Origin of the sequence: Sulfitobacter sp. S190, assembly GCF_025141935.1 — a bacterium.
Classification (GTDB): Bacteria; Pseudomonadota; Alphaproteobacteria; order Rhodobacterales; family Rhodobacteraceae; genus Sulfitobacter.
In genome coordinates this window covers 1329166-1348501 of sequence record NZ_CP081120.1, presented here as the reverse complement: position 1 = coordinate 1348501, position 19336 = coordinate 1329166, and the positions used below count along the sequence as shown (strand labels likewise).

The following is a 19336-nucleotide window of genomic DNA, read 5'->3' as shown; positions in this document are numbered from 1 at the left end:
TCGCTCATCCATTCTCATCGCGCTGGCGTTGTCGCCAGAGCATGTAGCTTTGTACCATCACCCACAGGAACACGGCGGCTATGCCCAGTTCCAACAGGCCCATCACATTGTTGGGCCACCCGTAGGCAGCCCCCAAAAATTCGATTGCCATGAAGGTAAAGGCGCAGGCCACCGAGACCAGTGCCAGCCGCCGTCCCTTGCGCGACAATTCGTCGTCCTTGTCGCGCATGGTGCGGCGGCTCCCTCAGGCTATTTCTTGTTGCGCGACGAGAACTCGGTCTCGCCGCCTGCGGCCAGCGTGCTGGCCTGACTCATCCAGTCGTCGCGGGTGATCCGGCCCTTGAAGCGGATGCGCGCGTCGACCCACGCGATTTCCTCCGGTCCCCATTTTGCGACCTGCTCGAACTTGTAGATCCCCAGATCGTTGAGCGTTTGTTCCAGCTTGGGACCGACACCGCTGATCAGTTTGAGGTCATCGCCGCCCCCGGACGGTGCGCTTGTGTAAAGATCGGGTTCGCTTTGCGGACCGTCCTCGATCGCAGGGGCCGCATCGGCTGATGCGGCTTTCTTCGGCGCGGCCTTTTTCGCGGCCGGTTTCGGCGCTGCAGCGGGCGCATCGGGCTGGGCCTCGACGGCGGAGGCGCCTGCGCCTTCGTATTTCCAGCTGCCCTTGCGCGCGGAGAGCTCCTCCTGCCCTGCGAGCTTTTTGCTGGGCTGCATCACAAATGCGGCAGGCTGGGCCGCGGCGGCACCTGTCGATGTCGATGTCGTGGTCGACGCAGACGCCGGGGCGGCCGCAGTCGGTGCGTTGCCCGCAGCCGTACCGGCAGTGCCGGCCTGATGCGCCGTTTCAGCGGCCTGCGCTTTCTTCTCGGCTGCTTCACGCGCGTAGCGGTCGGCGGGTTTGTCTTCCGATGCCAGAGCGGCAGCGGCGGTTTGTGGCCGACAGATCGTCAGGCTGAGCACGAGACCCAGCACAAAGCCGATCAATCCACCGGTAAAGATGGCCTGCAGCGCGGAAAAATCACCCATCCACCAAAGCATGACCATCGCGAGGACGCCAACGGCAGCGGCGATCCCCCAACAGGTCACCACACATTCGGTGCTTTTTTGATGCGTTGCCATAAACTGTACTTATCCCCCTGTGGAACAGGCGGATCCTTACCTATCCGCCGTAACGCCCGTCATCGCGGGCTTTAGCGGAAAAAGCCGTCTGCTCACCCCGCGCAAGTTTGTCTGCCTGATCGACCCATTCGTCACGGCTGGCCCGTCCCTTGAAACCCTCAAGGTTCTGATCCACCCAGGCAAGTTCATCTTGGCCCCATTTTGCGATTTGGTCAAAATGGAAAAATCCCATGTCGTTGAGCATGCGCTCCAGCTTGGGACCGACACCGCGGATCATCTTGAGATCATCGGCCCCCGATTTGCGCGGCGCCTTCATCGTGCGGGGCTTTTTACCGGGACCCGCGGCGGGCACGCCGGACTGAGCCTTGACCGCTTTTTTCGGTTTGGGGGCCACTTTTTCGGGATCGGGGCGCGCGGCTGCGGTGGCGCCGTCTGCTTCTCCGGTTGTTTCGCCGGACATGTCCGAGCTGACGCCGGTGTTGCGCGGCGCGGCCGGCGCACCCGCGAGCCTGCCGCCCTGATTGCCGTCCGGCCCATCCGGCGGCATCATGTCGTCACGCGCCGCTTTCTTGGCGGGAGGTTTCTTGCCGGTATTTGCGGCCTTGCCCTGCCACGGCATCAGCAGCGGCACTTCCGTCCCGTCGATGCGTTTGACCGTATCGCCGATGTCCGTCGCCAACTGGGCGGAGGCGTTATACTGGGTCTTGCCGCTGTCGTATTCCGTCAGCGACGTCAGCCCCGACAGGGGCTCGGAGGCGTAGCGCCCGTTTTGCGGACCGGGGACCGGCACATCGCCTGCGGCCAGCTGATCGAGCATTTCTGTAAACCGCTCGGCGGTCAGGTCTTCGTAGTAGTCCTTGCCGATCTGGGCCATGGGCGCGTTGGAACACGCACCAAGGCATTCGACCTCTTCCCACGAGAATTTGCCATCCGCGGACAATTGATGCGGGTTGGGCGCGATGCGGTCGCGGCAGATGCCGATCAGATCCTCGGCGCCGCAAATCATGCAAGACGTTGTGCCGCAAACCTGAATATGTGCCACGGAACCAACCGGTTGCAGCTGGAACATGAAGTAGAATGTCGCCACCTCAAGTGCCCGGATATAGGCCAGCCCCAGCATTTCGGCGACATGTTCGATCGCCGGCCGGCTGAGCCAGCCTTCCTGTTCCTGCGCGCGCCACAACAGCGGGATGATCGCGCTGGCCTGACGGCCCTCGGGGAACTTGGTGATCTGGCCTTCGGCCCATGCCTGGTTGGCGGCGGTGAACGCAAAGCTTTCGGGTTGGTCAGGATGTAGGCGGCGTAGCATTTAGGGTCTTCCCTTGGTCTGTGTCGCGGCGTCGGATGCCTCCGGCGGGAGTTTAGCGGGCAAGATGAAGGCGCGGCGGCGATGCGGCCTGTCCGCGCGGACGCGTCATCGGTCGATTTCTCCGAAGACCACATCCATCGTGCCGATGATTGCGGCCACATCGGCGAGCTGGTGGCCCTTGGACATATAGTCCATTGCCTGCAGGTGCAGATACCCCGGCGCCCGCAGTTTTGCGCGGTAGGGTTTGTTGGTCCCGTCCGCCACCAGATAGACGCCGAATTCACCCTTGGGCGCTTCGACCGCGGCATAGACTTCGCCTTCGGGAACATGGAAGCCTTCGGTGTAGAGCTTGAAATGGTGGATCAGGCTTTCCATCGAGGTTTTCATATCGGACCGTTTGGGCGGTGTGATCTTGCCCCGCGCGAGCACATCGCCCTGACCTTCCGGTGCGCGCAGCTTTTCGATGGCTTGCTGGATGATATACGTCGACTGGCGCATCTCTTCCATCCGGACGAGGTAGCGATCGTAGCAGTCGCCGTTCTTGCCCACGGGTATCTGGAAGTCGAATTCATCGTAGCATTCGTAGGGCTGCGACCGGCGCAGATCCCATGCCAGCCCCGAGCCACGCACCATCACGCCGGAAAAACCCCAATTCTGGATGTCTTCCTCGGTGACGATACCGATGTCGGCGTTGCGTTGTTTGAAGATCCGGTTTTCCGTCAGCAACCCGTCGATATCGACCATGAAACCTGTGAGGAACTTTTCGGCCCAGGATTCAATGTCGTCCAACAGACCTGCGGGCAAATCCTGATGGACGCCGCCGGGCCGGAAGTAGGCCGCGTGCAGACGCGCGCCGCAGGCCCGTTCGTAGAAGATCATCAGTTCTTCGCGTTCTTCGAAGCCCCACAGCGGCGGGGTGAGCGCGCCGACGTCCATCGCCTGTGTCGTGACATTCAGCAGATGGCTGAGGATGCGGCCGATTTCGGAATAAAGGATGCGGATCAGCTGCGCGCGGCGCGGCACTTCGACCCCGGTGAGCCGTTCGATGGCAAGGCACCAGGCATGTTCCTGGTTCATCGGCGAGACGTAATCGAGCCTGTCGAAATAGGGCAGGTTTTGCAGATAGGTGCGGCTTTCCATCAGCTTTTCGGTACCGCGGTGCAGCAGGCCGATGTGCGGATCGCACCGTTCGACCACCTCGCCGTCCAGTTCCAGCACCAGGCGCAACACCCCGTGGGCCGCCGGGTGCTGGGGCCCGAAGTTGATGTTGAAGTTACGGATTTTCTGTTCGCCGGACTGTGCGTCAACACTGCCGTCGTCAAATTTGGAGCCGTCCATCATTTCGCACTCTCCTTTTCGTCGCCAGGCAGGATATAGTCGGCCCCTTCCCAGGGCGACATGAAATCGAACTGGCGGTATTCCTGCACAAGGCTTACCGGCTCATAGACAACCCGCTTTTCCGCCTCGTCGTAGCGGACCTCGGTATAGCCTGTTGTGGGGAAGTCCTTGCGCAGCGGGTGGCCGCGAAAGCCGTAGTCGGTCAGCAGGCGCCGCAGATCGGGATGGCCCGAGAACAGGATGCCGAACATGTCGAAGACTTCGCGTTCGAACCAGTTGGCCGAGGGGTGCACGCCCGTCAGCGACGGCACCATGTCCTGTTCGCGCACTGCAACGCGCAGGCGGATGCGGTGGTTCTGGTACATGCTGAGCAGATGGTAGACGACGTCGAAGCGTTTCGCGCGTCCGGGATAATCCACCGCCGTGATGTCGACGAGAGACGAGAACCGGCAGGTTGCATCGCTTTTGAGAAACTCGATCAGACCGGCGATATTTGCCAGCGTCACGTTGAGGTTCAGCTCTCCGTGTGTCACATCCCAGGCCAGAACGCAGTCAGGGCGCTTGGCCTCGACGTAGGCGCCCAATTCATTCAATGCGTCACTCATCTCAGTTCAGCCTCATCTCTTGCAGGGCGGTCGGTGTCTCGAATTCCCAAGTCACCTCGCCCCCGTCCAATTCGTCGCTCATCATCTGCAGCACGTGTTCCATACGCGTCACCAGTCGCACGTCGAACCGCAAATCGAATTCCATGCGCAGCAGCACCAGCCTTTCGCGCGGCACATCCGTTTCTTCCCACGTGCGCAGCCGGGCCTCGGAGGGGCCCAGATCGGGCATCAGTTCAGCGCGCAGGCCCTCGAAACAGTCGGCAAAATAAAGCGCGTCGTCTTCGGTCCGGAAGTCGCAAAAGAACCAGACCCGCTCGACCGCGTTCATCGCCACACCATTGGCAATCAGGCGTCTGCAAACTTCGTTGTTTTCCGCCAGATGTGCCGCTGTTGGTTCCATATCCCCCAGATCGGTGGTCACCGAACGATTGTCCCTGTGCGGCGGATCTTGCGTTGCAGCTGCATGATCCCGTAAAGCAGCGCTTCTGCCGTCGGAGGGCAGCCGGGCACGTAGATATCAACCGGCACGATGCGGTCACAGCCGCGCACGACAGAATAGCTATAGTGGTAATACCCGCCACCGTTGGCGCAGGACCCCATCGAGATCACGTAGCGCGGCTCTGGCATCTGGTCGTAAACCTTGCGCAGGGCGGGCGCCATCTTGTTCGTCAGCGTGCCGGCCACGATCATCAGGTCGGACTGACGCGGGGACGCGCGCGGCGCGGTGCCGAAACGCTCCAGGTCGTAGCGCGGCATCGAGGTGTGCATCATCTCCACCGCGCAGCACGCCAAGCCAAAGGTCATCCAGTGCAGCGATCCGGTGCGCGCCCAGTTGATGATATCTTCGGTCGAGGTCAGCAGGAAGCCTTTGTCCTGCAACGCCGCATTGAGGTTTTGCGTCGCCACGTCACGGTCCATACCGGCGGTGGCGGGCATATTCGTCTGGGTTACTGCCATTCCAGTGCCCCTTTCTTCCATTCGTAGGCGAACCCGGCTGTCAGAACGCCCAGAAACACCATCATCGACCAGAAGCCGACCATGCTGATGTCCTTGAACGCGACGGCCCACGGGAACAGAAACGCGATTTCCAGATCGAAGATGATGAACAGGATCGACACCAGATAGAATCGCACGTCGAATTTCATGCGCGCATCGTCAAATGCGTTGAAGCCACATTCGTAGGCCGACACTTTCTCGGGATCGGGGTTGCGCACCGCGACCACGACCGCCGCAAGGATCAAAACAAGGCCCAAACCGATGGCAACAGCCAGAAAAACAAGGATGGGCAGATATTCCCGCAGCATATCGTCCAAGGGTGGCTCCTTTCTTGGATAGCGTGGGCGTTGGGTGCCCCGCTCTACGCGTCAGGGTGGGTTTAGCCCCGTGGACCGGTGGGGTCAACGGGATCAGGCGTGGAAAGCTGTCGCAGGCAGGCCCTCGGGGGCGGAAAAATTGCAGGCGGGATCGTGCCGCGAATGAGCGTCCGACCACGCCCTTGGCGGGTGGTCGTGGCCTGCGGATAACACCGGACCCGCCGACAGGCTGATATTCGCCGCGCAATTGGCGGCAACGCGCCGAAACTTGCGCAAATTACACATCGTTTGAAATATTTGTGAACCAATGGCCGAGTTGCTGCGTTTAACGGAACATACGATGCCGGAATGTCAGCAATGGGTGCTGGGGGGCTGTGCATCGATTGTTACTGATAAAGGACAGACCATGAAAAGACGTTTTGCTCTCAAGGCCACAATCGCCGCTGCTGCACTTGGCGCGCTGACCGCCTGCGCACCGGCAAACACAGGTAGCGATATTGTCGATATCGCAGCTGCCGACGGCAACTTCTCCACTCTCGTCGCTGCCGTTCAGGCCGCTGGCCTTGAAGACACACTGCGTGGTCCCGGCCCGTTCACCGTCTTTGCCCCGACTGACGCCGCATTTGCCGCACTGCCAGCCGGCACAGTCGACAATCTGCTGCTGCCCGAAAACAAGGACCTGCTGACAAGCATCCTGACATACCACGTCGTACCCGGTGCCATTCAGGCCGGTGACGTGCTGGGCACGGTGCAGAACGTCGCCACAGTCAACGGTCAGACCATTCGCGTCGACGGCACGGGCTCCAAATTCGGTCCCTCGGTCAAGGTAAACAACGCCGCCGTCACGAATGCCGACATTCTGGCGACAAACGGTGTGATCCACGTGATCGACGAAGTCCTGCTGCCCGATTGAGGCATGGATAACCGGTTTACAAAGGGCGGTCTTCGGGCCGCCCTTTTTGCGTCGGCCCTACCCTTTGGCCAGTTCCGATCGCCAATCATGTTGCGGTGCAAAACCGACGAGACGCCGTGCGCGGTCGATGGCATAGACGGTCTGATGGACTTCCAATTCCTCCCGCACCGGTACATCCGGATAGAACTGCGCGCAGAGCGCCTGTGTCGTCATATCGACCGACAAATCCGGATTTGCCACGTTGAAAATCTCGTATCCCAACCCGTCGGTCCGCAAACAACAATCGACCATGTGACCCAGATCGCGGGCGTCGATATAGCCGAAGATATTGCGCTCTCTCAGAGAGGGGTCTTCGACGAAACGCGGAAATATCTCTTTGTATTCGTGGGGTTCGATGACGTTGTTGATGCGCAACCCGTAGATATCCGCATGGGTGCGTGCCTGAAAACTGCGCGCTGTCGCCTCGTTGCAGACCTTGGACATCGCATAGCTGTCTTCTGGGACCGTCGGATGATCTTCGTCGACGGGCAGGTAATCGGGCAAACGGTGGCCGTCGGCAAAGCAGACGCCATATGTCGTCTCTGACGAGGCAAAGACGATCTTGCGAATGCCGGCTTTCAACGCGGCGTCGATGACATTGTAGGTGCCGACCGTATTTATGCGAAAAGTCTCGTTATCGGGGTGTATCAATATGCGCGGAACGGCGGCGAAATGCACCACCGCATCAAAGGGTTGCGGCCCGTTGCCGGTGCCCAGCTCGTCCAGACCCGCATAGCTGTGCATCACATCGTGCATCTGGCCCGCGTCGGTCATATCGGCGATCCGGGTCTGCACACCGGGCAGATCGACGGCTGTCAGGTCGACATTGAGAACGACGTGGCCGCGCGCCTTTAGATAGGCAATCGCATGTTTGCCTGCCTTGCCGCTGCCACCGGTAAACACAATACGCATCGTTTATCAGTCCTTTTGCATCCACACCGCCGGGCGTTTTTCAAAAAATGCGCTGATGCCTTCGGATGCCTCCTCCGTTTCCCACCGTTCGGCGAGCGCCGCGATCGACAGTGCCACCGCTTCCTTGCTGGCAGCTCCGCCGAGGTCCTGCGCCAACTGCTTGGCCGCAGCGACGGCACCGGGGGCGCATGACAGATACGGGTCGATTTCCGCGTCCACCGCCGCGTCGAGATCGTCTTCGGGCACACACCGCGCCAAGAGCCCCAGATCGACCGCTTCCGATGCCCCGAACAGACGCCCCGACATGAAAACCCGCCGGGCACGCCCCTCGCCCATCCGTGCAATAACGTATGGCCCGATCGTTGCCGGAATAATGCCCAGCCGCGTCTCCGTCAGCCCCATCCTGAGCGTATCCACACCGATTGCCACGTCACACACGCTGGCCATGCCGACACCGCCGCCGAAGGCATTGCCCTGCAGCTTGCCGATCAATGGTTTGGGCAGACGGTTCAGCGCGCCCAGCATCGTTGCCAGTTTGCCTGCCTCCTTGGCGCGGGTCTGCGCATCCATGCCCATCTGCTCGCGCATCCAACCCAGATCGCCACCCGCGCAGAAACTGCGCCCTGCTCCGGTCAGCACCACAACACGCACGGCGTCATCCCCACCGAGCTGTGCCGCCGCCTTGGTCAGCTCCTCCAGCATCTGCGCACTCATCGCGTTGTGCTTTTCAGGGCGGTTCAGCGTCAGGGTCGCGACCCCGCGGGCATCGGTCTGCTGCGTGATTGTTTCGTACATGCCAATCTTTCCCTTAGCCGCGCATCGCGCGGGCCATGTCGGCGGCCTTGGCCACCTGATCGGGATCGAGCCCTGTCTCGTAGCCCAGCGCGGTCAGATGCGCGGCCACCTCTTCGGTAGCAACATTGCCCGAGGCACCCGGCGCGAAAGGACAGCCCCCCAGACCACCCACCGCGGCGTCAAACACCCGCACACCAAGGCTGAGCGACGCATCGATATTCTCGATCGCGCGGCCGCCGGTGTCATGGTAATGTCCCGCCAGACGGCCCACAGGCACCACGTCACGCACGGCCAGCAGCATGCGCGCGATGCTGTCTGGCGTACCTGCGCCGATCGTATCGCCAAGCGACACCTCATAGCAGCCCATCGCAAAAAGCCTGTCGGCGACCTGTGCGACCTGTTCGGGAGATATCGCCCCGTCATAGGGGCATTCGATCACGCAGGACACGTAGCCGCGCACCGGCAGATCGACATGGCGGGCCTGTTCCAGAATAGGTTCGAACCGGGCAATGCTTTCTTCGATCGAGGCGTTTATATTCTTGCGGCTGAACCCTTCGGAGGCCGAGGCAAACACGGCAATTTCATCTGCCTTCGCCGCGATCGCTTCTTCATAGCCCTGCATGTTGGGAGTGAGCGCAGCATACCGCACCCCCTCCGCCCGTTTGATACCTTCGAGCACCTGCGCCGACCCTGCCATCTGCGGCACCCATTTGGGCGACACAAAGCTCGCGCATTCAATCCGGCGGAACCCTGCACCGCTCAAACAATCGACAAGCGCCACCTTGTCCGCCACGGCGATTTCGCCTTTTTCGTTCTGCAAGCCGTCGCGCGGGCCCACCTCGAATATCTCAACCGGTCCCATCGACATTGCGGCTTCTCCCCCATTTGATCAATTCTGCCATCCCACTCTGCCACGCACGGCTAGTCAAGCGGCCATGGCTCAAAGAACGCCTGCTTGAAAAGCGCGGCTCCGCCCGGAAGCGACGCAAGAAACGCAGGCCGTGCGCTGATCCGCGCATACCAGCGCTCAAGCGCCGAAGCGGCGGGGACCCGCGCGAAATGGCGCGCCATATAGACGGCCTGCCCGACCGATACATCCGCCGCCGAAAATCCCCCATCCAGCAGATATTCGCGCCCCTGCAGCCGTGTTTCCAAAGCGGCATAGCATTTGGCGATCCGCGCGGCCTCCAGCTTCATCACGATGGGGCTGCGCATGTGATCCTCGCGCAGGGCCACATGCTGCTGGGTCAGCGCCGCACTGTGCTGGCTGATGGTTTCGGCGAAATGCACCCAAACGAGCCATTGCGCCCGCTCCCCATGATCCGACGCGCGGCCCAGAGTATCGGGCGAGAACCGTTCACACAAAATTTCCGTGATCGCGCCGGTTTCGAACAGCACCGTGCCATCCAGCTCCAGCGCCGGCACCCGGCCCGCCGGGTTCAGCGCAAGAAAGGCCTCGCTCCTCAAGGTCTTGTCAAACGGATAGGTGATCACCTCGAACGGGATGCCTAGTTCGTGCAGCAGCCACAGGCTGCGCATTGAGCGGGTTTGCGGGCAATGGTGCAGACGGATCATTCCTGCGGCTCCAGCCGGACGAGCGCAGCACCCGCTTCGACCTGATCCCCCGCGGTGGCCAGCACTTCGGCGACGGTCCCGTCACGGGCCGCCAGCAGGCTGTGCTCCATCTTCATCGCCTCCAGGACGGCGAGCCTGTCGCCTGCCTTCACCTCGGCGCCGACCTGCGCGTCAAGCGACCGGACAAGCCCTGGCATCGGCGCCTCGATCAGATTGCCATCCCCTGCCGCCGCCGTGGCGCGGGCAAGCGGGTCAATATGCTCAAACACCATGCCGAAATGCTCGAAGACCGTCACCGTCGATCCCGCCACAGACACGGCCGCGGCGGGCGCGCCATCCAGATACCAGCGCCCCCCGATCCGGCGCGCCGCCACCTTGTCTGCCCCCACATGCCAGTCCTGCGCATCCGGCCCAAGCGTCTCCACCTTCACAATGTGCTCCTCCCCGTCCCACGCAAGCGTGACCTGCTGCAAAAGCGGCTGCCACAGCGTGAAGCCCGCATCGTTTGACGGCTCGAGCACACCAAGCGCCGCCATTCCGGCCAGCGCTGCGTGCCGCGGTGCAACCGGCGGCACCGCCGTGAGCGCATCCAGATCGCGCGCAATCAGACCCGTGTCCACATCACCGGCGGCGAACCCGTCGTGGCGCGCCAGGGCCCCCAGAAATGCCAGGTTCGTCACCGTGCCCGCCACCTCCGTCCGTGCGAGCGCCTGCCGCAGACGCGACAGGGCGACATCGCGGGTGGGCCCGTGCACGACAACTTTTGCAATCATGGGGTCGTAGAATGGGCTGATCACATCGCCCGCCCGCACGCCACTATCGGCGCGCGCCTGCGCATCGAATGACAAATGGCTCAGCGTCCCCGTGGCGGGCAAAAAACCCTTTGGCACGTCTTCGGCATAAAGACGCGCCTCAAAGGCGTGCCCGTCGATCTGCAGCGCATCCTGGGCGAGCGGCAATGCCTCCCCGGCGGCTACGCGCAGTTGCCATTCCACCAGATCGACCCCGGTGATCGCTTCCGTCACGGGATGCTCTACCTGCAGCCGGGTATTCATTTCCATGAAGAAAAAACCGTCAGGGCGCAGCCCGTCCGACCCGTCCACGATGAATTCGACGGTCCCTGCCCCCTTGTACCCGATAGCTTGCGCTGCGCGCACCGCGGCCGCGCCCATGGCCTCCCGCATCTGCACTGTCATGCCGGGGGCTGGCGCTTCCTCGATGACCTTCTGGTGACGCCGCTGCAGCGAACAGTCGCGCTCGAACAGGTGGACGGCCGACGTGCCGTCTCCGAAAACCTGCACTTCGATATGGCGGGGCTGACTGACAAACTTCTCGACAAGTACATCCGCATTGCCAAAGGCCGTAAGCGCCTCCGACCGCGCACTTTCCAATGCCGCGGCGAAGTCCGCAGACCGCTCGACCAGACGCATCCCCTTGCCGCCCCCACCGGCAACGGCCTTGATCAGCACCGGATACCCGATGGCGTCCGCCTCGCGGGCCAGAAGCCCGTCGGACTGATCCGATCCGTGGTATCCCGGAACCACCGGCACTCCTGCCTCGACCATCAGCGCCTTCGCGGCATCCTTCAGCCCCATCGCGCGGATCGCGTCGGCGGACGGTCCGATGAACGTCAGACCAGCGGCCTCGACCGCCTCGACGAAATCGGGGTTCTCCGACAGAAAGCCGTAACCGGGGTGAATGGCCTGCGCACCCGTCTGATGCGCCGCCTCGATAATCCGGTTCCCCAGCAAATAACTCTGCGCAGGCGCGTTGCCCCCGATATGGACCGCGGCATCCGCCATCTGCACGTGCTTCGCGTCCCGGTCGGCGTCGGAGAACACCGCAACACACCGCACGCCCAGCGCCTGGGCCGTCTGCATCACACGACACGCAATCTCGCCACGATTGGCTATCAGGATCGTCTCGAACATCGCTCACCTCTCCTTGCAGGCACGGCGCATCGGCCTTCATCTTGCCCTTTAAACTCATTGCACCGGCGCTGCGGGCACCGGCGTGGGCGTTCGGGCACATGATGTCCCGCGCGCCCTGCCACATCACATGCGGAACACCCCGAACCGCGTCGGCGCAATAGGCGCGTTCAACGATGCCGACAGGCTCAGCGCGAGCGTATCGCGGCTCTTGCGCGGATCTATAATACCGTCGTCCCATAGCCGCGCACTGGCATAAAGCGGATGGGACTGGGTCTCGAACATGTCGATCGTCGGTTGCTTGAATGCGGCCTCTTCCGCATCGGGCCAACTGTCGCCCTGCCGTTCGATCGCGTCGCGCTTGACGGTGGCCAGAACGCCCGCGGCCTGGGCACCGCCCATGACCGAAATCCGGCTGTTGGGCCAGGTCCACATGAACCGCGGCGAATAGGCGCGACCGGCCATGCCGTAATTGCCCGCGCCGAATGACCCGCCAACCAGCATCGTGATCTTGGGCACATTCGTGCAGGCCACCGCCGTTACCATCTTGGCCCCGTGGCGGGCGATCCCCTCGTTCTCGTATTTGCGCCCCACCATGAACCCGGTGATATTTTGCAAAAACACCAGCGGAATGCCCCGTTGAGAGCAAAGCTCGACAAAATGGGCCCCCTTCTGCGCGGCCTCGGAAAACAACACCCCGTTGTTGGCGATGACACCGACCGGGCAGCCTTTGACATGGGCAAAGCCGGTGACAAGCGTTTCGCCGAAACGCGGCTTGAACTCATCGAAGCGGCTGCCATCCACCGTGCGCGCAATGACTTCTCGGATGTCGTAGGGCGTGCGCAAATCATGTGGCACCACGCCCAGAATTTCCGCCGGGTCATAGGCTGGCTCCTCTGGGCTTTCCCACTGGACCGTGTCCGGCTTGGCGCGGTTCAAATGCCCGACAGCCCGCCGCGCCAGTGCGAGCGCGTGTGCGTCGTCCTCGGCCAGATAATCGGCGACACCCGACAGGCGCGTATGCACATCCCCCCCACCCAGATCCTCCGCGCTCACGACCTCGCCGGTCGCGGCCTTGACCAAAGGCGGTCCGGCCAGAAAGATGGTGCCTTGGTCGCGCACGATGATGGTGACATCCGACATCGCCGGAACATAGGCGCCGCCCGCCGTGCACGACCCCATGACCACGGCAATCTGCGCAATCCCCTTGCCGCTCATCCGCGCCTGATTGTAAAAAATGCGGCCAAAGTGGTCGCGGTCGGGAAACACCTCGTCCTGATTGGGCAGGTTGGCCCCCCCGCTGTCGACCAGATAGATGCACGGCAGATGGTTTTCCTCGGCAATCTCCTGTGCACGCAGATGCTTTTTGACGGTCATTGGATAGTAGGTTCCACCTTTGACGGTGGCATCGTTGCACACCACCATGACCTCGTGACCCTGCACGCGGCCGATACCCGCGATCACACCGGCACAGGGGGCTGCCCCGTCATAAAGGCCATGCGCGGCCACGGCTCCGATTTCCAGAAACGGACTGCCGGGATCGAGCAGGTTGGCGACCCGTTCGCGCGGCAGCATTTTGCCCCGGCCGGTGTGCCGCTCGCGCGAGCGCTCGCCCCCGCCGCGCGCCGCAGTAGCCGCTGCGGCCTGCACCGTTTCCAATGCCTCGAGATGCGCGGCTTCATTGTCCTTGAACGTCTGCGACGCGGGCAATGCCTGTGAATTGAGCTTCATGTCTGGCCCTCCAGTTCCGCCCGCGCGCGGGCTTTGAGTTCTTTGCGTATCACCTTCCCGGTGACGGTCATCGGCAAGGCGTCCAGAAAAGCGATTTCCCTGGGGTATGAGTAGCTTGCCAACCGCTGCCTGACCCAGTTCTGCAGCGTTTCGGCGTCTGCGGTGGCGCCGGGTTTCAGCACCACATAGGCCTTGACGATCTCGGTGCGCAGCGGATCGGGTTTGCCGACCACGCCGCAGGTCGCCACATCGGCATGGGTCAGCAGGCAGTCTTCTATTTCGGCGGGGCCGATGCGGTAGCCGCTGGAGGTGATCACGTCATCTTCGCGTCCGACAAACCGCAGATAACCGTCTTCCCAGATCCCGCGGTCGCCGGTGATCATCCAGTCGCCCCGAAACTTTTCCGCCGTTTCGTCGATGCGGTTCCAATACCGCAGCATCATCGACGCGGAACCACGGCGCACGGCCACGTCGCCCTCGCCCTGTGAGGGGGAACCGCTTTCGTCGAGCGTCGCCAGTTCATGCCCCGGCACCGGTTTGCCGATGCAACCGGGCTGCGCCGGAAATGCGGCGCCACAGCTGGACGCGACCATGTTGCACTCCGTCTGGCCGTAAAACTCGTTGATTTCGACACCGAATGCCTCGCGCCCCCAGTCCAGCATCTCGGCGCCCAACGGCTCACCACCGCTCGCGACGGAACGCAGACCGGATATGCGGGCATCCGCTGCGCGCAGCATCCGCAGGGCGGTTGGCGGCAAGAATACGTTGCGCACCTTTGCGCGCGCGATGATGTCGGCGCAGACATCGGTATCGAACTTGGCCATCCGGGCCGCGACAACCGGTACGCCCAGCGCAAGCCCCGGCATGGCCACATCGAATAGCCCCCCGATCCAGGCCCAATCGGCAGGGGTCCACAGACAATCGCCCCGCTGACCCAGATGATCATGGCTCATCACGACACCGGGCAGATGCCCCGTCAGCACCCGATGCCCGTGCAGCGCGCCCTTGGGCGTGCCGGTGGTGCCGGACGTATAGATCAACACCGCCGGGTCCTCGGGGCCGGTATCCGCATATGGCACGTCACCGCCCGCCACGCCCGCCGTCTCAACCAGCCATGGTTCAGCCAGATCGCCCAGAAGCACCGCACCTTCGTCGTCTGTCAAAACGATCCCGACGCCCGCGTCCTCGATCCGCGATGACAGCGCCGCCCGCTTGAAGAGCTTGAACAAAGGTACTGAAATCGCACCGATTTTCCAGATGGCGAGATGCGCGGCAAGGCACCAGGGGGATTGGCTCAGCAAAACACCCACGCGGTCGCCCCTGTCGATCCGCGTCTGCAACGCGCGCGCCAGACCGTCCGTCATTGTCGTCAGCGTATCGAACGTCACGTCGGCGCGCCGGTCACCGGACAGATCAATCACCGCCGTGCGCGCGCCGTCCTGCTCCAGACATTGACGCGCCATGTTCAGCCGGTCCGGGATGTTCCATTCTCCCGACGCATCAAGACCCGCAAGCTGCTGCATGTCACTGCGCCCAGCTGCGCAAGCTGAGCGCCTGCCGGGCCGTCTGGCGCATCAGGCAGTCGAGCGCCGCAGGCCCCGCCCCGGTCCCGCCGCCCCATTGCGATGCGGCATAGGCGCAGGCCTTGTCCCGAAAATCGATCCATGACCGCTGCATCGCCCGCAAGGCAACGGCCTGACGTGGCGCCGCCGACCCAAGCTCCTCAAGCTCGGCGTCCGCGGCAACCGCCTGCGACAGCACCGCCTGATAGTTGCGGTTGAGCATGTCGTCCCAGAACTTCAGTTCACGGTCCAGACATCCGCCCATTCCGACGGTAGATCCGCCCTGTGGTGTCTCCATGCACAAGCCCGCGGACAGCCCGGCACAGGCCAAGCGGCCAGTGAATCCTTCAGCGTCATTCAGGCACACACGCGTCGCCGTATCGGAATACTCAAGGTCCTGTGCATGCGCGGCACTTGCGGTGCACAAAAGCCCGATTGCCATTGCTGCGAGACGCATCACGCCATTGCTCCCATCATCTCGCGACCGACCAGCATGCGGCGGATTTCGGAGGTACCTGCCCCGATCTCCATCAACTTGGCGTCGCGGAAGATGCGCGCGACAGGGTTGTCGCTCAGGTAACCGGCGCCCCCCATCGCCTGCACGGCCTGATGCGCCTGCACCATCGCCTGCTCCGAGGCATAGAGACAGCACGCCGCGGCATCCGCACGTGTCACTTCACCCCGGTCACAGGCTTTGGCAACTTCGTAAACATAGGCCCGCGCAGAGTTCATCGCGGTGTACATATCCGCCATCTTGCCCTGCATCAGCTGGAAGCTGCCCACCGGTTTGCCGAATTGCTTGCGCTCGGCCATGTAGGGCATGATTTCATCCAGACAGGCCGCCATCAGCCCCAGACCGATGCCCGCCAGAACCACGCGCTCGTAATCCAGCCCCGACATCAGTACAGCCACGCCGCGCCCCTCTTCGCCCAACACGTTTTCGAACGGCACCTGACAGTCATCGAAAATGAGCTCCGCCGTGTTGGAGCCGCGCATGCCAAGCTTGTCGAAATGCTGGCTGGTTGTGAAACCGGTCATTGATTTTTCAATCAGGAAGGCGGTGATCCCCTTTGAGCCCGCGTCCCTGTCGGTCTTGGCGTACACCACCAGCGTTTCGGCGTCACAGCCGTTGGTGATCCAGTATTTATTGCCGTTGAGCCGGTAGTGATCGTTGCGCTTTTCGGCCGACAGCTTCATCGACACAACGTCCGATCCCGCCGAGGTTTCCGACATCGCAAGTGCGCCCACGTGTTCGCCCGAACACAGGCCGGGCAGATATTTGGCACGTTGTTCATCCGTTCCGTTCAACCGGATCTGGTTGACGCACAGGTTGGAATGCGCCCCGTAGGACAGCGAGACAGAGGCGCTCGCGCGCGCGATCTCTTCGACCGCGACCGTATGCGCCAGATAGCCCATGCCGGACCCACCCCAGTCCTCCTCGACCGTCATTCCCAGCAGGCCAAGCTCGCCCATCTCGCGCCAAAGCTCGGCGGGAAACATATTATCTGCGTCGATGTCCTTGGCCATTGGCTTGACGCGTTCCTGCACCCAGCGGTGCACCATTTCGCGCAGCGCGTTCACATCATCGCCCAGATCGAATTGCATGGTGGCATTGAACATCGATTGTCTCCCTCAGTGCGCGATACCGGCGCATCCATATTTATTGAACGCTTGTTCATTAGTTGCAGATCACCCCTGCCCCGTCAAGCATGGCGTGGAACGCTCGAGCCGCCCGCGACGTTGGTGTGGACAGGAACGTCACTCACGGAGCATAGCAAATGACCGACACGCTGAAGCAAAAATTCTGGGACCGGATGGACGACACACGCACCGGCATGTTGGCAGCGACCGATGCTCCGGCAGTGCCGATGACGCATTACGTCGACGAAGAGGCGGGTGTTTTGTGGTTCATCACAGCCAAGGGCACCGATCTGGGCTCAGGTGCCACCGGCGGAGCCGCGGCGCAATATCTTGTCAGCAGCAAGGACGAACACCTCTACGCCCGCATTGATGGCCGGCTCGAAGCGATAAGTGACCCAAGAAAGCTCGACGAATTGTGGAATGTCTTTGCTGCCGCGTGGTTCGAGGACGGCAAGCGCGACGAGGATGTCCAGCTTCTGCGCTTTGCCCCTGCGGAGGCCGAACCGACGGCAGCCTGTCTTTTCTCTTCCAGCTGGCGAAGGCAAACCTGACCGATGGAACGCCCGACGTCGGCGATCACGGCACAATCCACTTTTGATCAGGCACCCCGCGCAGGTGCGGACCGCCGCGCGGAGGCATATGATTTCGGGTTGAATGGCGTGCGCGGCAGCGCGCCTTTGAATCAGGTTTCCGCCTGATATAGCCGCGATGCCTCCTGCCGGATGATCCGCGCGATCAACTTGCAATCCGCAATGCTGAATGTCAGCGGCACACGCAGATCGACGATTCCCGCAAGGATACGATCCGCCGCAGGCATGCGCGGCGCATCGACGTATCGCCAGCTGTCGTAGCGGCTCGTGAACCCCTTCGGCTCCGCCCCACCGAACCACTTTAATTCAACCCCGCGGGTTTCGCAGCGCGTGACCAGTGCGGAGACCGCATCGGTGGTCCAGTCTTTCAGCAGAAACTGAAAGGACGACCCCACGATCGTCTCCTCTTCGGGCCGTTCGATGATGCTGAGCCCCGCACAGCCGCGCAATCCGTCCTCGAGTGTCCGGTAGCGATCGTTCCAGCGCGCGCATTGCGTCTCCAGATCGGCCAGCTGCGGGCGCAGGATAGCGGCACGCAGATTGTCCATGCGTCCCGAAATATTCGGGGTTTCATAGCGGATCTTTTCGAAGGCTTCGGGCGGTGGCGCGGCCCGGTGCCGCTCATACAGCATATAGGAGCCCGACATGATGATGGCGCGGGCCGCCACATCGGCGTCATCGGTCACCAGAAGCCCGCCTTCGCCCGCATTCACGTGCTTGTAGGTCTGACAACTGTAGCATCCAGCCAGCCCCCAGCGGCCCGACGGCTTGCCCTTCCAAGCGGCCCCCATCGTGTGGGCGCAATCCTCGATTACGCGGATGCCGCGGCCGTCGCACAGGCGCATCAGCGCCTCCATGTCGCACTGGTGTCCGCGCATGTGGCTGAGCAACAGCACGTCTGCCTGACTGGCCTTGTCCGCCAGATCGTCGAGATCCAGCACCAGCGTGTCGGTCACGCCGACGAACACCGGCACGGCACCTACCGCGGCAATGGCACCCGGCACCGGTGCAAGTGTAAAGGCGTTGGTCAGGACCTTGTCGCCCGGTTTGACCCCGATCGCGCGCAGCGCCGTCGCCATCGCATAGCCGCCGGACGCCACGGCGAGGCAGTATTTCGCACCGACCTTTTCCGCGAACTCCTCTTCCAGCAGCGCGGCTTGCGCCACTTCGCCTTCGGCCGTGTTGTAGCGGTGCAACCGGCCCGACCGCATCACCTCGAGGGCTGCGGCGATACCCGCTTCGGGGATCGGTTCTTGTTGTGTGAAACTGCCGGTGAACTTTTCGGTCATGCCGCGGCCCCCAGCAGGGTCTCGACGATGCCCGGCAGATCGGCGTAATCGTGCAGCAAGGCTTCGGGGGCCAATGCGGCCATATCCCCGCCCGCGGGACCGAAGGTCACCAGCACCGACGGCACGCCCGCGTTGGCAGATGTATTGCGGTCCGTGTCGCTGTCGCCCACCAGCAGACACTGCGCCGGATCGCCGCCCGCCCGGCGCACGGTTTCCAGCAGGTGCTCTGGGTCGGGTTTGCGTATCGGCAGGCTGTCAGCGCCAAGCATGGCATGAAAGTCCTCCAGAATACCCAGCCGCGTGAGCAGTTCGGTGGCAAGCCCTTCGGGCTTGTTGGTGCAGATCGCAACCCGGTATCCGCCGGTCTTGAGCGTCCCGACTGCCGCCATCGCGCCATCGTAGAGACGGGTGTGGGTATCGATATCCTGCGCGTAGGCATCCAGCAGCATCTGGTAATGCGCATCGATCGCAGGATCATCCAGCGCCCGCCCCAGACGAGACATGCCAAGCCGCAGCATCGCGCGCCCCCCGCGCAGGGCCGTGCCCGCATCACGGGACGGGTCCAGCAGATCCCCTTCGCCCATCGCGCGGAAACACGCATTGGCCGCCGCAATCAGATCGCCGCTCGTGTCGGCCAGCGTGCCGTCCAGATCAAAGACCACCGTTTTCAT

At 62.7% G+C, this 19336-nt stretch carries 21 protein-coding genes; 2 read left to right on the top strand and 19 right to left on the bottom strand.

Annotated elements, in window-relative coordinates:
* Positions 1–4: 4 nt before the first annotated feature.
* The 8 genes from K3756_RS06935 to K3756_RS06900 form a co-directional block, all read right to left on the bottom strand.
* On the bottom strand, positions 5–229 hold the full coding sequence (locus K3756_RS06935; RefSeq protein WP_259992219.1) for a DUF5337 domain-containing protein: 225 nt from the start codon (positions 227–229) through the stop codon (positions 5–7).
* A 20-nt stretch (positions 230–249) separates the two neighbouring features.
* Positions 250–1125: a hypothetical protein gene (locus K3756_RS06930; protein WP_259992217.1), complete on the bottom strand. Its 876-nt coding sequence runs from the start codon at positions 1123–1125 to the stop codon at positions 250–252.
* 40 nt (positions 1126–1165) lie between these two features.
* On the bottom strand, positions 1166–2434 hold the full coding sequence (locus K3756_RS06925; protein ID WP_259992215.1) for an NADH-quinone oxidoreductase subunit E: 1269 nt from the start codon (positions 2432–2434) through the stop codon (positions 1166–1168).
* A gap of 105 nt (positions 2435–2539) precedes the next feature.
* Positions 2540–3772 carry an NADH-quinone oxidoreductase subunit D gene (locus K3756_RS06920; protein WP_259993506.1) on the bottom strand — a complete coding sequence of 411 codons (1233 nt, stop codon included), beginning with the start codon at positions 3770–3772 and terminating at the stop codon, positions 2540–2542.
* Positions 3772–4377, bottom strand: a complete 606-nt coding sequence (locus K3756_RS06915) for an NADH-quinone oxidoreductase subunit C (protein WP_259992213.1) — start codon at positions 4375–4377, stop codon at positions 3772–3774. Before K3756_RS06915 ends, K3756_RS06920 begins: the two co-directional genes overlap by 1 nt.
* Position 4378: 1 nt before the next feature.
* Positions 4379–4798 carry a hypothetical protein gene (locus K3756_RS06910; protein ID WP_259992211.1) on the bottom strand — a complete coding sequence of 140 codons (420 nt, stop codon included), beginning with the start codon at positions 4796–4798 and terminating at the stop codon, positions 4379–4381.
* Entirely contained in the window at positions 4795–5334 is a 540-nt protein-coding gene (locus K3756_RS06905; protein ID WP_259992208.1) for an NADH-quinone oxidoreductase subunit B family protein, read from the bottom strand. The genes K3756_RS06910 and K3756_RS06905 overlap by 4 nt, the downstream gene beginning before the upstream one ends.
* On the bottom strand, positions 5325–5690 hold the full coding sequence (locus tag K3756_RS06900; protein WP_025053309.1) for an NADH-quinone oxidoreductase subunit A: 366 nt from the start codon (positions 5688–5690) through the stop codon (positions 5325–5327). The genes K3756_RS06905 and K3756_RS06900 overlap by 10 nt, the downstream gene beginning before the upstream one ends.
* Before the next feature lie 406 nt (positions 5691–6096).
* On the opposite strand from K3756_RS06900, the gene K3756_RS06895 reads away from it, so the two are divergent.
* Entirely contained in the window at positions 6097–6603 is a 507-nt protein-coding gene (locus K3756_RS06895; RefSeq protein ID WP_259992204.1) for a fasciclin domain-containing protein, read from the top strand.
* Positions 6604–6660: 57 nt separating this feature from the next.
* On the opposite strand, the gene K3756_RS06890 is transcribed toward K3756_RS06895, so the two are convergent.
* From K3756_RS06890 to K3756_RS06850, 9 genes are all read right to left on the bottom strand, one after another.
* Positions 6661–7554, bottom strand: coding sequence for an NAD(P)-dependent oxidoreductase (locus K3756_RS06890; protein ID WP_259992202.1), 894 nt, complete (start codon positions 7552–7554; stop codon positions 6661–6663).
* A gap of 6 nt (positions 7555–7560) precedes the next feature.
* Entirely contained in the window at positions 7561–8349 is a 789-nt protein-coding gene (locus tag K3756_RS06885) for a crotonase/enoyl-CoA hydratase family protein (RefSeq protein ID WP_259992200.1), read from the bottom strand.
* A gap of 13 nt (positions 8350–8362) precedes the next feature.
* Positions 8363–9217: a hydroxymethylglutaryl-CoA lyase gene (locus K3756_RS06880; RefSeq protein ID WP_259992198.1), complete on the bottom strand. Its 855-nt coding sequence runs from the start codon at positions 9215–9217 to the stop codon at positions 8363–8365.
* Positions 9218–9270: 53 nt separating this feature from the next.
* Positions 9271–9924 (bottom strand): glutathione S-transferase family protein, encoded by a 654-nt coding sequence (locus K3756_RS06875; protein WP_259992196.1) that lies wholly within the window; start codon positions 9922–9924, stop codon positions 9271–9273.
* Positions 9921–11855, bottom strand: a complete 1935-nt coding sequence (locus tag K3756_RS06870) for a biotin carboxylase N-terminal domain-containing protein (protein WP_259992194.1) — start codon at positions 11853–11855, stop codon at positions 9921–9923. Before K3756_RS06870 ends, K3756_RS06875 begins: the two co-directional genes overlap by 4 nt.
* A 123-nt stretch (positions 11856–11978) precedes the next feature.
* Complete coding sequence (locus tag K3756_RS06865; RefSeq protein WP_259992193.1) at positions 11979–13583, bottom strand: carboxyl transferase domain-containing protein; 1605 nt, start codon at positions 13581–13583, stop codon at positions 11979–11981.
* Positions 13580–15106, bottom strand: coding sequence for an AMP-binding protein (locus K3756_RS06860; RefSeq protein WP_259992191.1), 1527 nt, complete (start codon positions 15104–15106; stop codon positions 13580–13582). Before K3756_RS06860 ends, K3756_RS06865 begins: the two co-directional genes overlap by 4 nt.
* A gap of 1 nt (position 15107) precedes the next feature.
* Positions 15108–15602, bottom strand: a complete 495-nt coding sequence (locus K3756_RS06855) for a lysozyme inhibitor LprI family protein (protein WP_259993505.1) — start codon at positions 15600–15602, stop codon at positions 15108–15110.
* Positions 15602–16765 carry an acyl-CoA dehydrogenase family protein gene (locus K3756_RS06850; RefSeq protein ID WP_259992189.1) on the bottom strand — a complete coding sequence of 388 codons (1164 nt, stop codon included), beginning with the start codon at positions 16763–16765 and terminating at the stop codon, positions 15602–15604. Before K3756_RS06850 ends, K3756_RS06855 begins: the two co-directional genes overlap by 1 nt.
* Positions 16766–16923: 158 nt before the next feature.
* Between K3756_RS06850 and K3756_RS06845 the strand changes: the two genes are divergently transcribed.
* Positions 16924–17337, top strand: coding sequence for a pyridoxamine 5'-phosphate oxidase family protein (locus K3756_RS06845; RefSeq protein WP_259992187.1), 414 nt, complete (start codon positions 16924–16926; stop codon positions 17335–17337).
* Between the two features lie 131 nt (positions 17338–17468).
* On the opposite strand, the gene K3756_RS06840 is transcribed toward K3756_RS06845, so the two are convergent.
* Both K3756_RS06840 and K3756_RS06835 read right to left on the bottom strand, forming a co-directional pair.
* On the bottom strand, positions 17469–18665 hold the full coding sequence (locus K3756_RS06840; protein ID WP_259992185.1) for a DegT/DnrJ/EryC1/StrS aminotransferase family protein: 1197 nt from the start codon (positions 18663–18665) through the stop codon (positions 17469–17471).
* Positions 18662–19336, bottom strand: coding sequence for an HAD-IA family hydrolase (locus tag K3756_RS06835; protein WP_259992183.1), 675 nt, complete (start codon positions 19334–19336; stop codon positions 18662–18664). The genes K3756_RS06840 and K3756_RS06835 overlap by 4 nt, the downstream gene beginning before the upstream one ends.

Bases quoted from the DNA above. Each gene is read 5' to 3' on its own strand.
- K3756_RS06915 (WP_259992213.1), bottom strand. From the start codon at position 4,377: ATGAGTGACGCATTGAATGAATTGGGCGCCTACGTCGAGGCCAAGCGC.
- K3756_RS06870 (WP_259992194.1), bottom strand. From the start codon at position 11,855: ATGTTCGAGACGATCCTGATAGCCAATCGTGGCGAGATTGCGTGTCGT.
- K3756_RS06850 (WP_259992189.1), bottom strand. From the start codon at position 16,765: ATGTTCAATGCCACCATGCAATTCGATCTGGGCGATGATGTGAACGCG.
- K3756_RS06865 (WP_259992193.1), bottom strand. From the start codon at position 13,583: ATGAAGCTCAATTCACAGGCATTGCCCGCGTCGCAGACGTTCAAGGAC.
- K3756_RS06880 (WP_259992198.1), bottom strand. From the start codon at position 9,217: ATGTCGATGGGACCGGTTGAGATATTCGAGGTGGGCCCGCGCGACGGC.
- K3756_RS06885 (WP_259992200.1), bottom strand. From the start codon at position 8,349: ATGTACGAAACAATCACGCAGCAGACCGATGCCCGCGGGGTCGCGACC.
- K3756_RS06930 (WP_259992217.1), bottom strand. From the start codon at position 1,125: ATGGCAACGCATCAAAAAAGCACCGAATGTGTGGTGACCTGTTGGGGG.
- K3756_RS06855 (WP_259993505.1), bottom strand. From the start codon at position 15,602: ATGCGTCTCGCAGCAATGGCAATCGGGCTTTTGTGCACCGCAAGTGCC.
- K3756_RS06890 (WP_259992202.1), bottom strand. From the start codon at position 7,554: ATGCGTATTGTGTTTACCGGTGGCAGCGGCAAGGCAGGCAAACATGCG.
- K3756_RS06920 (WP_259993506.1), bottom strand. From the start codon at position 3,772: ATGGACGGCTCCAAATTTGACGACGGCAGTGTTGACGCACAGTCCGGC.
- K3756_RS06935 (WP_259992219.1), bottom strand. From the start codon at position 229: ATGCGCGACAAGGACGACGAATTGTCGCGCAAGGGACGGCGGCTGGCA.
- K3756_RS06925 (WP_259992215.1), bottom strand. From the start codon at position 2,434: ATGCTACGCCGCCTACATCCTGACCAACCCGAAAGCTTTGCGTTCACC.
- K3756_RS06905 (WP_259992208.1), bottom strand. From the start codon at position 5,334: ATGGCAGTAACCCAGACGAATATGCCCGCCACCGCCGGTATGGACCGT.
- K3756_RS06835 (WP_259992183.1), bottom strand. From the start codon at position 19,336: ATGAAAACGGTGGTCTTTGATCTGGACGGCACGCTGGCCGACACGAGC.
- K3756_RS06875 (WP_259992196.1), bottom strand. From the start codon at position 9,924: ATGATCCGTCTGCACCATTGCCCGCAAACCCGCTCAATGCGCAGCCTG.
- K3756_RS06840 (WP_259992185.1), bottom strand. From the start codon at position 18,665: ATGACCGAAAAGTTCACCGGCAGTTTCACACAACAAGAACCGATCCCC.
- K3756_RS06860 (WP_259992191.1), bottom strand. From the start codon at position 15,106: ATGCAGCAGCTTGCGGGTCTTGATGCGTCGGGAGAATGGAACATCCCG.
- K3756_RS06895 (WP_259992204.1), top strand. From the start codon at position 6,097: ATGAAAAGACGTTTTGCTCTCAAGGCCACAATCGCCGCTGCTGCACTT.
- K3756_RS06845 (WP_259992187.1), top strand. From the start codon at position 16,924: ATGACCGACACGCTGAAGCAAAAATTCTGGGACCGGATGGACGACACA.